The organism is Neobacillus sp. DFD-2R, from assembly GCF_057747865.1.
In genome coordinates, this window is record NZ_CM173228.1 from 715,594 (window position 1) to 727,754 (window position 12,161).

Below are 12,161 nucleotides of genomic sequence, written 5' to 3' on the forward strand. Positions count from 1 at the left end.
GCTCTTCTCCCTACGATAAGTCAACATCGGATCGCTAACGCTCTCCGTGTTTCCTTTATCTTAGTCGAAGCGCTCCAGTCCATACGCCGCTAACCGGGTGCTTGCGCCTTTTGTTAGTATGAGCGGATAACTTGCTGTATTATTCATAACTCGTCCTATCCTTACATATATGTTAATAATCGGGCATGAAAGAGGTGCTTTTTTTAAATAAAGAGGACAGGCACTTTTATAATATGAATTTGAGGAGGTTCGGGATGAATCGAAAATGGATTGCCCTGCTTATGACGGGATCGCTTCTTACAGGGGTCGGCGGAACGTATGCCGGCATGCAGTGGCTGGAGAAGACAGGTGCTAACACTAACCTGCAGCAAGTGGTAACACAGAAGAATAAAGCAGCGAAAGCCGAGCAGATAGATTCTGCAAATCTGGAAAAAGTAGATCAGGCATATGAGCTTATTTTAAACCGTTATGTTGAAAAGGTAGATCGTCAAAAACTTGTTGAGGGTGCCATTCAAGGGATGCTTTCCGTACTAAAGGATCCATACTCCGTCTATATGGATAAAGACACAGCGAAACAATTTACACAAACGTTGGAATCCTCGTTTGAAGGAATTGGCGCCGAGGTTGGAATGGTGGATGGAAAAATAGTCATTGTTTCCCCCTTCAAAAATTCTCCTGCTGAAAAAGCGGGTTTAAAGCCGAACGATCAAATTTTAAAGGTAAATGGGGAAAGTGTGGAAGGGCTTGACCTTAATAAAGCAACATTAAAAATCCGCGGTAAAAAAGGTACAAAGGTAAATTTGGAAATTGCGCGAAAGAGTTTAAAAGAGCCGCTTACCATCGCTGTCACGAGGGATGAAATTCCGCTCGAAACCGTCCATGGTTCGATTAAGAAACAGGATGGAAAAAAGATTGGTTATATTGAGTTAACTTCCTTTTCGGAAAACACGGCAGAAGATTTTAAAAAGGAATTAAGCTCGTTGGAAAAGGATCAAATTAAAGGCTTGGTTATCGATGTCCGCGGAAACCCCGGGGGATTATTATCCAGCGTTGAAGATATTTTAAAAGAATTTGTACCAAAAGATAAGCCGATTGTTCAAATTGAACAGCGAAACGGTGAAAAAACCCGGTACTTCTCAACCCTTTCCAAGAAAAAGGATTATCCGGTCGTTGTCCTTGTTAACAAAGGAAGTGCTTCCGCATCGGAAATTTTAGCAGGCTCTTTACAGGAGGCAGCGGGCTATGAGCTTGTCGGTGAAACAACGTTCGGAAAAGGAACGGTTCAACAGGCGGTTCCAATGGGGGACGGCAGCAATATTAAGTTAACTCTGTTTAAATGGCTAACACCCAATGGAAATTGGATTCATAAAAAGGGAATTAAACCAGATGTAGCGATTAAACAGCCGGCGATATTTGATACACACCCGCTTCAAGTTACAGAGCCGCTAAAGCAGGATATGAACAGCGAGCAGGTCAAGAACGCCCAAGAAATTTTGGCGGGATTAGGATTTGCTCCGGGTCGTACAGATGGTTACTTTAGTCCTGAAACAACAATCGCCGTAAAAGGATTCCAGCAGCATAATGGCATTGAGCCAACCGGCAACGTAGATTCAGAAACAGCAGGTAAATTAGAAGAGGCTGCGGTAAAAGAAATGAAAAAAGAGAAAAATGACCTTCAATTGCAAACAGCATTAAGGCTGGTTGCAAACGAACTATAACAGGGGCTTCGGCCTCTGTTTTGTTTTGTTAAGGCTATTTTCGCATAGGTTGTTGTTTTTCGTATAAGTTCATCAACCCGTATAATTAGAAGCTTCGTGGCATTTTTTCGTAGAACATTTGCGAAAATTGCCTAGAAACTTAGTAAATGAACTTTATTAAGTTTCAAAAGCAACAAAGTTTACGAAAAGAGCCTTTGTTAAAAATAGTAAAGGTAATTTTGTTGTTGGCGGAATTAATGGTGGCTCTTGCGGAATAAATGAGAATTTCCGCGGAAATAGTAGTTTGGTCTGCGGGATACCCGCCAAAACTCGCGGAATTAACACAAAAATCCGCGGAATCTCCCTTACTTTCTAAAAATTCAACTTCAAATTTAAAAGTGAAATTGAAACTTTAGGTCTGTTTTTTGTTTTTCAAGAAACTAGCAATAGGTTTTATCTCTCCATTTTGGTAAAATAATCTTTAAGAGATTTTTAGAATCAACGATTGATAGAAACTATAATAGAGGCAGGTGGCAGGAAATGGTGCAGATATGGCTTGTAGAACTGTTGAAAGGGATTGGAAAGCTTCTCCTTCATCCGGTATTTTACTATCTCTTTTTCCTTGCAGGATTTTTAGGTGTTTCAAGGGTAAAACGGGAGCGGAATCATTTTCATATTCGGGCATATGATGCCTATTTTGAGCTCCGGCAGCTGTTACCCGTGGGAATTGTTACAGGTATCGTATTATCGATTTTCACAGTTGCCGCAGGTATTGCCGTTCCATTTGCTGCCGTTTTGCTCATTGCCGGTTTCACCTTTTTGTGGAGCTTTACGACAATTATTCGACTATTATCGCCGGCATACACACTAGGTGCGGCATTTTTTACTTTAATTATCCTGGCTGATCATAATTGGCCGGTTCCGTTTTTTTCAAATGCGTTTCATTCCATTGGGGAGAAGGTTTACCCGTCAGTTGTCGTTGTATTGGCTCTACTGCTAATAGCCGAAGGGTTCCTAATTATTAAAAATGCAGGTATTGGGACTTCTCCTAAACTAGTAAAAAGCAAGCGCGGCCGGAATGTTGGCGCCCATGAGGTCAGACGTTTATGGATGCTGCCTTTGTTTCTTTTGATTCCGGGTGATGCTTTACACCTTCCGCTCGCTTGGTGGCCGGTTTTTCATTTAGGTGCACATAAGTACTCGCTTCTCCTTGTTCCTTTTGCGATAGGTTTTCAGCAGCAGGTTCAAGGAATGCTTCCAAAGGAATCGATTCAGTTGGTGGGAAGACGTGTAATCTCCCTGGGGGTTTTCACCGCTATTCTTTCCGTTGCAGGCTACTGGTACCCGCTTTTTTCCATCGGGGTAGCAGCATTTGCAGTGGTCGGCCGTGAATTAATCACGCTAATGCAGCGAATTGGCGATGATAATCTTCCCTTTTATTTTTCTAGAAAAAATAATGGCCTGATGATTCTCGGGATTATTCCTGAATCTCCTGCCAGTAAAATGGGCTTGAAGGTTGGAGAGCTGATTTCAAGAGCGAATGGAGCGGTAGTCCGGGATGAAAAATCCTTTTACGAGGCCCTTCAAAAAAACCGCGCCCATTGCAAGCTCGATGTTCTCGACACCAATGGTGAGGTCCGGTTTGTCCAACGTGCCTTATTCGAAGGTGATCACCATGAACTTGGCATCCTCTTTGTTCAGGATGAACGGAAATATGATGAGAAGATCGTATAAGCATAACTGTAAAAACTAGCAACTATTATGGGGCAAGAGATGTTTGTGCTCTATCTGCTTTGCCCCTGGTTACAGGAACGCGGGTACCGGGTCCTATTGAATTAATTGTTGACTTAAAATTCTGAAATACTATGCATCACCCTTTTTCTTTACAAGCGAATCCCGGTCATTTGCTGTTGGAGGCTGCTCTAACCAACCATTTTTTATCATCAGTTTTCCTCCGTCTTCAGCAAATTGTAAAAGTTCTAAATTAAGACGAATGTAATGAACACCAAGATCTCTCCTTGAATTGACACTCAAAGCAGCACCACTTTCAACGTAATAACCCATACCATCTCTCAAAAGATGATAGATTTTTAAACTTGATAGTGCTTCATGAAGACGTTCACCGACTTGTACATCTAAAAGACAGTGGGAAAATTAGAGATTTGCTTAATTCCCTACAGCTAAACAAAAAGCAAAAAGAAAAGGTAAATGAACTTCGAATACAATGCAAAAATGCCGTATTCTGATTTTGGAATTATAAATTTGCTTCATTAAATATATAGAATTGAATGAATTGGATTAGTTGGGGCCGTATGCGATGAAAGTCGCACCTACGGTGCTAGCAGGGGGAAAAGGGGGCGAACGTCATATCTGTCATGAGTAAGGCTTAGAAGAATAGTTGAAGAAGGATTAAATAACAATAAAATCATTTTGGGAAAGTATGGTATATAGAGGTAACTGATTATAAATCTGGATGTAAGAAATAATGAAACGTTTAATTACCAATGTGATAACGCTTTTGGTTTTATTTGGTTTGAATTTATGCATAACTTATTACACCCTTACTAAATTGATTTATTATTCATTTTTATCGTTGAATTGATTATAAACGGGTTTGTTTAAAATGGACACAAAAAACCCGAATAATAGCGTTCATTATTCGGGTTATAGTTCAATTTTGAAATCACAGCCCTTTTTAATATGTTGTTTTAACAAATAAGATTGGTAGCCATGAAAATGTTTATTGGTTATAAAAGTGGTGAGTAACTCACCTATTAGAAATGTGTACCTCATAGTAGCAACAAACATAATAATTTTTAAACTCGACAATCCGATTCAAAATGGTACAATCAACGACTTTAAGAACGACGATCAGTGTTACGACTGCGACAACGACAAAAAGTACGACAACGACAAAAAGTACGACAACGACAAAAAGTACGACAACGACAAAAAGTACGACAACGACCAGAAGTGCGACAACGACCGGAAGTGCGACAACGACCAGAAGTGCGACAACGACCGGAAGTACGACAACGACCGGAAGTGCGACGACGACCGGAAGTGCGACGACGACCGGAAGTGCGACGATGACCGGAAGTGCGACAACGACCAGAAGTACGACAACGACTAGAAGTGCGACGACGACCAGAAGTGCGACAACGACCAGAAGTGCGACAACGACCGGAAGTGCGACAACGACCAGAAGTGCGACAACGACCGGAAGTGCGACAACGACCGGAAGTACGACAACGACCGGAAGTGCGACGACGACCGGAAGTGCGACAACGACCAGAAGTACGACAACGACTAGAAGTGCGACGACGACCAGAAGTGCGACAACGACCAGAAGTGCTGCGACGACCAGTACCTCGACATGAAGGGCTTTGATACATAAAATCGCTTAATCCATTTTTTTCAACTTCTATTACAGCTTCTTGAATCTTTAATGGTGAATAAACGTTCAATGAAAACACTCCTTTTTGTTCTTACATAAAACCATGAATGATTAATAAAACTATCAATGGCTATATCATATGTGGACGAGTTTTTTTTGAAAGAGACAGACGTTTAATATTTAAATAAATATTTCCTTAAAATAGGCATCTATAAGAGTGAAAGTCGGGGGTCCCTGTGGCGGCGCCTTTTTAATATTGCTGATTAAAACGTATCGATTATACATGATTTTATACATCGTTGCTTACAATATTTGTATTAACGTATAAGATATCCGCTTTTTGTGCGGAAGGGCTCCTATTTGGTACAGTTTGACGCTTACTGTTAATGTTTCTTTTCCTTCTTCAGATGCTTCTTCTGTAGTGAATGATATCCATTAAATATTAGGTTAACTTAGAATCATCGATTCTCTTTAACCAGTACTTTTGATGAAGTTTCAAATCATTGGCTTCACAACATTTAGATTAAAAAATCTCCTCTAGTAAATGTTTCTTGAGGAGATTATCCCATACTACAGATATATATAAACAACTCAGAACTACGTAGTTAAAAGTTGCAAGTAGTAGTTTGATAGATACTAACCGTAATTCTCCAGCCATAGCTCCAGAAACAGGAACGGTAGACATTACTTAAGGCAGGGGAGTGATTGCAATCAAATCAAAAACATTTTCAAATTTAAACTCCAATAACATTTCCTTCTTGATTACGTCACGAAGAGTTCTTTGAACACTTGCATCGATAGCAAGAAGATAGAACAACGAAACAGTTGCAGGGGAGAAAGTAGTTCTAGTCTAAGTTAATGTTCCTAGAACGAGTTGAAGTTTCTCAGCCTCTGCGTTAATAATATGAGCAAGAGCTAACTCCTCAAGGGCAATGGAAGCTAAAAGCAACGAAATTGTCTGAGAAGTGGACAAAAATCTAATTTTCATTTATTACATTCTATTTAGGCATTTATATAGAGTGCACCCTGGTCATTAGGGTTTCATTGTCACGGTCTTCCGTTAATCCTCCGAATAATTTTTGCTGCTTCGCCATCAGTTTACGCAATATTTACAGGAGAAACAAATGTTTTAGACATGCTTGCAGCCTTTGCATAACACCTTTTCAGCTTCTTCGTTCTGTCCCAGATTTTCGAGGCAGCATCTCATATAATACAAATCTTGAAAGCTGCCTACTCCCTTTAGGGTAAGATGCTTAAAATGATCTTCTACCATTTCAAGAGAGTGATCAAAAACCTCCAATGCTTCTTTGGACATATCCTTTAAATTAAGATCAAGCATTTATAAAATACTGACCGTCGCACTGACCCGTTTTGATAATTCTAAGATAAATAAGAATAAAATCTTCTTAGAGATTTAACCCGTTCGAAAAGTGTACTTTTCCAGACGGGTATTTTTTGTTCATAAACGACTGTTTTTAACGTTCGTAAAACTATAAAAATTTTTACGAACGTTCTTTTATTTTTATACATATTTACAAACGTTTTTAGAATAAGAGAAAAAGAATCAATATGAAGGAGATTCAAATGGACGTTCGAAAGTTTGGAGTGCGACTTGTTTCCCTATAAACCGTTATGAGGTGAAATGGGATAGTTTACTTAGTGTAAATAAAACTCTTATTTTGAAGGAAGGAATGAATAGGTACACGCCATTTTGAAACTTCCTCTCTAATACTCCTACATGCGTTTATATTTGACAGTACATAGGGGTATGAAGATAGGTGAAGTCGATTTAAAGCATCTAAGTCCTTTAGGATATGATGTGAGTTTAATCGGGAGGCTGAAAAAATTACTATGGTAAGAATGACTAAATTTTACGCCACTTCAAGGAAAAATTACGATTAAAGCAGTATTACAAAATCATCTAATCTCTGTCTTAATTACAGATACTGGTATTGGCATTCCGGTAGAAGAACGGAAGGATATTTTTAAACCATTCCATAAAGTTGATAAGTCCCATCGATAAAAGGAAATGGGCTCGGCTTATCCATTGTTAAACAAATTGTTGATCTGCACTATGGAGATATTAAAGTTTTAGAGTGCCCTGGGGGAGGGGCGGAATTCATGGTTACACTGCTACTACAATATAAAAAGTAGGTATATCAAAATCCAACACAAAATAACAAAAGACAACCCTTCTGGTCCGAAACCTTCTTTCTCCCTGTGTTTTGTCATTTAATACAACAAATATTTGAAAATTCAACTAAATTTTAAGAGATTGTGTATTTGTCTTTTTTATAAAACTAGCAAAAAAAGGCTCTATCTCATACGTCTTGAAAGTTTTTTGATATAGTAAAATGAAGAGCGTATTTTGGACGAAAAAATTCCTTAGCAAGGAACTGCTCAGGAAGAAGTGAACAATGTCTCTCCGATATCCCTAATATCACACCCAATATATATTATTCTACTATTTTATATTGGTGAAGGTTTGACACTAGAATCTAGCAATTTAGATGCCCGTTTTATATTTAAAAAATGGACTGAACGGTTTTTACCGTTCAGTCCATAAATAATTCTATTATTTTCCATAGTGGCCCCTCAATCTGCGAATCGTTTCCGTACCCTTATAAGCTCTTTATTAGCTATTGGAGTAAGGTAGCCTTTTTATTTATAGCACAAAAAAGGACTGATTCCTTAGCCCCCTATAATACGAAATTCATTAAATTGTTTCAATCTGTTCATCAGTAATACCGATGTATTTTAAAGTAATGTTTTAGTGTCCATTTCATATCACTTAACTTTTCCAGTGAACGAATGGGCTGCACATCTTTCATTTCTTCTTTTTTATTTACCATTCCCCTAACTCTTTTAAAATCAACAATTTGAATGTAACATATTTTTGATTAAATCAACCTTACCATCTATTTTGTTAGATTTCTAGTATTTATAGGAAACTGAATGTAACTTAATATCATTTATATTACTTTCGTTTTTTGTCGAATTTCATAAAATAAAAATTGACTCAAAAGATTCGTCATTCAACGAACTTTTGAGTCAGCCTCTTTGATTTATAGATTGAGTTAAGGGATAGTATACAGGATAGTAGCTGCTATACCATCTGGTAAGGCAGGAGCGTTCGTCACCGGCAAATCGGTTGTAATTTGTACAGATAGTAGGTCGCATTGGTGGACAGCAACGGCACCGGGTGCAAATGCACAACAATTTGGGGGATTCGGCCCATTTACCGTTGCTATAATACCTGTGGCTACAGGAGTAACACCACAATCTGTACTTATAAATATCTCTGCCGTAGCCGATTGAGTTGCAGTTAAAGGATTATCGCGGATACTGAAAACCAAGCCTGTAATAGTGGCATCCTGTGGTATGACTACACTATTTCGTACAAAATTCTTTGCAGCATCCCCTGCGGTACCTAATCCAACGAAATCGTTATTGTTAACTTCTGGAGCAGCTAAATAGATCGACAAAACGCATCCACAAGGGGGGGCAAGCTCATCAGCAATCGCGTGTTGTACAGCCTCATCTGCTTTTTTATCAACTGCAAGAAGATCATTAACGGTGACTGGACCTCCTGTAGATCCCGGTTCAGTCCCCAGAGCTTGTTGCACGTTATCAGCAGCCTCATTGATCGATTCTGCGTTTTCAAGATTTTCTAAAGCATCGGACAAAATTGAGTATGGATCTGTATCATCTTCAAATTTCACAGTAACCTACCTTTCTTAGTAAAATGTGGTAAATTAAACAGAACAAAAGTTTGTACAATTCTTTGTTCCCTATATTTTTATTCAACTAAATTATAATAGATTGTATATTTGTCTAATTTTCCTACAAAACTATCAAAAAAAGGCTCGCTCCTATACGTCTTGCCAGTTTTATAATATAGGAAAATGAAGAGTGTATTTTGGACAAAAAAATTCCTGAGCAAGGAACCAATGGCTCCATCTCAGGAAGAGGTGAACAATGTCTCACCCAACACTCCAAATATTACACCCAATATATATTATTCTACTATTGCTGGTTTGGTGAGGGTTTGACCCCGAAATCTTGAAATTTAGATGCCCATTTCATATTTTCTAGAAGGGATGAAAACGAAAATAGAGGCATCCACAAACCTGCTAGTTAGAGACAAAATCTTTGAAATTCAATGTAACAAAACCTCTATTATGTTACATTTTTTCACCAAAATGCTCTAGCCAAATAACCTAAGAATAGCCATCCCGGTAGGTCCATAATAGAGGCAATTTTGTGCATTTTAATGGGCAAATGAGACGGATATGATCCGCCTCATTTTTTTAGTTTGTCCATATTTTATAGCTGGCGCGTTTTCCGCAGCCGCAACCACCTTGTTTTATTTTTGGTATTTCTCTTTTTATTGGCTGAGAATCGGATGATTTCATTGTGTTTTGTGGGTTGGCTGCATTTTGCTCATTATTCACTTGTCCATTCATTTTTGTTCCCCCTTTTAAAAAAGACAGCATTTTTTTTGAACTACTGGTTACCATTTATGACATAAAAAATCCCTGCCGTTTGGCAAGGATTCGATTAACAGCTATTCATTTACGTACAGATGAAGTGATAGTTTGAGTGATAACCAACCCAACCTTCTGTAAATTGTTTGGAAATAGGAGTGTTGGAGATTACTTAAGGTAGTGGCGTAATAGCGATCAAATCAAGGATATTTTCAAATTTAAACTCTAATAGCATTTCCTTTTTAATCACGTCACGAAGGGTTCTTTGAACACTCGCGTCAACAGCAAGAAGATTGGTTAAAGAAACCACTGCTGGCGACAATGTAGTCGTTGTTGGAGTTAAGGTGCCAAGGACAAATTGAAGTTTTTCTGCTTCTGCGTTCACTATGTGAGCGAGCGCCAATTCCTCAAGGGCAACAGAAGCCAAAAGCAATGGAATCGTCTGCGCAGTCGTAACAGAAAGTAATGGAGTCATATTAGGAATACTAGCTTGAGACATTTATTTCACCTACCTTTCTTAGTAAAATGTGGTAAATTCAACAGAACAAAAGCTTGTACAATTTTTTGTTCCCTATATTTTTATTCAACTAAATTTTAATAGATTGTATATTTGTCTAATTTTCCTACAAAACTAGAAAAAAAGGTGTTCCCCCATGCGTTTTAACAGTTTTGTAATATAGGAAAATGAAGAGTGCATTTTGGACAAAAAAATTCCTGAGCAAGGAACCAATGGCCCCATCTCAGGAAGAGGTGAACAATGTCTCACCCTAACATTCCAAATATTACACCCAATATATATTATTCTACTATTGCTAGTTTGGTGAGGGTTTGACCCCGAAATCTTGAAATTTAGATGCCCATTTCATATTTTCTAGAAGGGATGAAAACGAAAATAGAGGCATCCACAAACCTGCTAGTTAGAGACAAAATCTTTGAAATTCAATGTAACAAAACCTCTATTATGTTACATTTTTTCGATTCTATAAAAATGCTACAGCAGAATGCTCTAGCCAAATAACGTAAGAATAGCCATCCCAGAAGGTTCATAATAGGGTAATTTTGTGCGTTTAATGAGCAAATGAGACGGATATACTCCGCCTCATTTTTTAGTTTGTGGGTTGATGTCACCGCCGAGCTGACTGAAGAGAAAAAAGAAGCCATCAAAATCGAAATGAAAAAACTGCCCAAGTAAGGGCGGTTTTTCTTAACAAACATTATTGTAAGTGGCTATATTACGGCTGTAGTAGTTGTGTTGGAAGTCACCGGAGCAATCTCATTTGCACTGACAGTAGCCGTATTCATGAGAGTTGTTCCTGCTGGAACATTGCCCCATTCTTGTATCTTTTCAAAACACCACATCTATTGGTGAATTATGATTCTGGAATCAAATATGTTTCCAAGTTCTCCTTAAGACAGCATCTGAAATAGTTGTTCTCTTTACTCCATACTTACTAGATAAATAAATTTGTGATTGCAGTTTTGGTTTCCCTAATTTCAGCATCGTTTCATACTCTGTTCTTATTTCTTGAACTATTTAAGTAGTTAACTTCGCATTATAGCAATTTTCTCCTCCCATTCTTTCGCTCATCATTTCTCTGTATTCTGAATTTTTTCTATAAAAATGTGATTCTTGATGTGTTCTTTCTCCATTCAATTGATGATTAACGACATAATTAACCGTAGTTTTACCAATGTTTATAGCCTCAGCTACTTCTCTTGTTGATAGCTTTTTATTGTAATATAAACGTTCAATTTCTTGGAGAAGATCCAACGATGACACCGTCCTAACAAATTATCATCATTACGAATATAATCCGATTTTGTTAATTAGAATAGATTTGATAACCGAAGCGATCTAAGTGGAACGGGCGGTACTCCAACTAAATGGAGCACCAGCGGTACCAGCGGATCGGATGGATTAGTGACCACCAGCGATTCCGATCATCCGCTAAATTTAGAAAACACGGTTTATCAGGTTAGCGGTGTTTACGGCGTTCAAAAAAAATTAACTCAGTCCGTCAATGTCAAAGGAAAAGCGGGAGATATAATTCAAGTAAGCAATAGAAATGATTCGGGTTGGATTCCAGAAAGAGGGGTAAATCCCCTCTTATGTTTTTCTTATCTTCTACAGTGGTACCGAAGAGCATGATAAATTCCCGGCTACGCCAGGAATCGTGTCGCTTACTTCACTTTGCACCCAATGATTGAAAGCGTGTTTGCGGCTTTTTAGGGGCATCGAACCCCTAAAAAGGCCGACTGCCTCCATGCTAACGCTAGGAAGATAGTACTTTCTTTTTTATTTGCATTCATTCTATTAAAACAAAGTGGGAGAAATATAATTGTGGAAAAATATCATGTTATATTATCTTACACAAAAGTAAAAAGGAGGTAGAAAGGGTGGTATTCTAGTTGTAGAGAAAATCAATTAAGGAGTGTTTGCTATGAATATGTCAAAAAATATCAATATGTTTTCTTTTCTTATATTAGTTTTAAAAGTGGCATTCTCTAAAAAATCCCCGGTTTTATATTAATAGTCATTATGTTTGCTTGAAATAATTTTGCGAAAGATAGTAAAAAATG

Annotated in this window: 11 protein-coding genes and 2 pseudogenes; 5 read left to right on the forward strand and 8 right to left on the reverse strand. The window is 38.1% G+C overall.

All coding sequences use genetic code 11. The annotated features are described in order from the left end of the window. The first annotated feature begins 254 nt into the window (after positions 1 to 254). Both AC3ANV_RS03390 and AC3ANV_RS03395 read left to right on the forward strand, forming a co-directional pair. A complete protein-coding gene (locus AC3ANV_RS03390; protein ID WP_488312280.1) occupies positions 255 to 1,718 on the forward strand; it encodes a S41 family peptidase in 1,464 nt (487 codons plus the stop codon). A gap of 519 nt (positions 1,719 to 2,237) precedes the next feature. After that, on the forward strand, positions 2,238 to 3,431 hold the full coding sequence (locus AC3ANV_RS03395) for a PDZ domain-containing protein (protein ID WP_488312281.1): 1,194 nt from the start codon (positions 2,238 to 2,240) through the stop codon (positions 3,429 to 3,431). Positions 3,432 to 3,560: 129 nt separating this feature from the next. Here AC3ANV_RS03395 and AC3ANV_RS03400 read toward each other — a convergent pair whose 3' ends face one another. Then, entirely contained in the window at positions 3,561 to 3,761 is a 201-nt protein-coding gene (locus AC3ANV_RS03400) for a DUF3231 family protein (protein ID WP_488312282.1), read from the reverse strand. 776 nt (positions 3,762 to 4,537) lie between these two features. On the opposite strand from AC3ANV_RS03400, the gene AC3ANV_RS03405 reads away from it, so the two are divergent. Further along, positions 4,538 to 5,077, forward strand: coding sequence for a hypothetical protein (locus tag AC3ANV_RS03405; RefSeq protein WP_488312283.1), 540 nt, complete (start codon positions 4,538 to 4,540; stop codon positions 5,075 to 5,077). 39 nt (positions 5,078 to 5,116) lie between these two features. Here AC3ANV_RS03405 and AC3ANV_RS03410 read toward each other — a convergent pair. The 3 genes and pseudogenes from AC3ANV_RS03410 to AC3ANV_RS03420 all read right to left on the reverse strand — a co-directional run. After that, positions 5,117 to 5,173: pseudogene (locus AC3ANV_RS03410) on the reverse strand (hypothetical protein); the annotation flags it as partial. A 609-nt stretch (positions 5,174 to 5,782) separates the two neighbouring features. Continuing rightward, positions 5,783 to 6,082: pseudogene (locus tag AC3ANV_RS03415) on the reverse strand (alpha-helical endospore appendage domain-containing protein). 141 nt (positions 6,083 to 6,223) lie between these two features. After that, entirely contained in the window at positions 6,224 to 6,433 is a 210-nt protein-coding gene (locus tag AC3ANV_RS03420; RefSeq protein ID WP_488312284.1) for a hypothetical protein, read from the reverse strand. A gap of 585 nt (positions 6,434 to 7,018) precedes the next feature. On the opposite strand from AC3ANV_RS03420, the gene AC3ANV_RS03425 reads away from it, so the two are divergent. Together AC3ANV_RS03425 and AC3ANV_RS03430 are read left to right on the forward strand one after the other, a co-directional pair. Beyond that, the gene (locus tag AC3ANV_RS03425) at positions 7,019 to 7,117 is read left to right on the forward strand and encodes a hypothetical protein (RefSeq protein ID WP_488314117.1); all 99 of its coding nucleotides are present in this window, start codon (positions 7,019 to 7,021) and stop codon (positions 7,115 to 7,117) included. Positions 7,118 to 7,161: 44 nt separating this feature from the next. Next, complete coding sequence (locus tag AC3ANV_RS03430) at positions 7,162 to 7,248, forward strand: hypothetical protein (protein WP_488314118.1); 87 nt, start codon at positions 7,162 to 7,164, stop codon at positions 7,246 to 7,248. Positions 7,249 to 8,171: 923 nt separating this feature from the next. Here the strand turns inward: AC3ANV_RS03430 and AC3ANV_RS03435 are convergent. The 4 genes from AC3ANV_RS03435 to AC3ANV_RS03450 all read right to left on the reverse strand — a co-directional run bounded on the left by AC3ANV_RS03435 (position 8,172) and on the right by AC3ANV_RS03450 (position 11,352). Beyond that, on the reverse strand, positions 8,172 to 8,720 hold the full coding sequence (locus AC3ANV_RS03435; protein ID WP_488312285.1) for a hypothetical protein: 549 nt from the start codon (positions 8,718 to 8,720) through the stop codon (positions 8,172 to 8,174). A 684-nt stretch (positions 8,721 to 9,404) separates the two neighbouring features. Further along, a complete protein-coding gene (locus tag AC3ANV_RS03440; RefSeq protein ID WP_488312286.1) occupies positions 9,405 to 9,560 on the reverse strand; it encodes a hypothetical protein in 156 nt (51 codons plus the stop codon). A gap of 193 nt (positions 9,561 to 9,753) precedes the next feature. Further along, positions 9,754 to 10,080, reverse strand: coding sequence for an alpha-helical endospore appendage domain-containing protein (locus AC3ANV_RS03445; protein ID WP_488312287.1), 327 nt, complete (start codon positions 10,078 to 10,080; stop codon positions 9,754 to 9,756). A gap of 1,035 nt (positions 10,081 to 11,115) precedes the next feature. After that, positions 11,116 to 11,352 (reverse strand): hypothetical protein, encoded by a 237-nt coding sequence (locus AC3ANV_RS03450; protein ID WP_488312288.1) that lies wholly within the window; start codon positions 11,350 to 11,352, stop codon positions 11,116 to 11,118. Between the last annotated feature and the right edge of the window lie 809 nt (positions 11,353 to 12,161).

What these genes read in the sequence shown, in the direction of transcription:
- AC3ANV_RS03390 (WP_488312280.1), top strand. Translation starts at nt 255, where the DNA reads ATGAATCGAAAATGGATTGCCCTGCTTATGACGGGATCGCTTCTTACA.
- AC3ANV_RS03395 (WP_488312281.1), top strand. Translation starts at nt 2,238, where the DNA reads ATGGTGCAGATATGGCTTGTAGAACTGTTGAAAGGGATTGGAAAGCTT.
- AC3ANV_RS03400 (WP_488312282.1), bottom strand. Translation starts at nt 3,761, where the DNA reads ATGGGTTATTACGTTGAAAGTGGTGCTGCTTTGAGTGTCAATTCAAGG.
- AC3ANV_RS03405 (WP_488312283.1), top strand. Translation starts at nt 4,538, where the DNA reads ATGGTACAATCAACGACTTTAAGAACGACGATCAGTGTTACGACTGCG.
- AC3ANV_RS03420 (WP_488312284.1), bottom strand. Translation starts at nt 6,433, where the DNA reads ATGCTTGATCTTAATTTAAAGGATATGTCCAAAGAAGCATTGGAGGTT.
- AC3ANV_RS03440 (WP_488312286.1), bottom strand. Translation starts at nt 9,560, where the DNA reads ATGAATGGACAAGTGAATAATGAGCAAAATGCAGCCAACCCACAAAAC.
- AC3ANV_RS03445 (WP_488312287.1), bottom strand. Translation starts at nt 10,080, where the DNA reads ATGTCTCAAGCTAGTATTCCTAATATGACTCCATTACTTTCTGTTACG.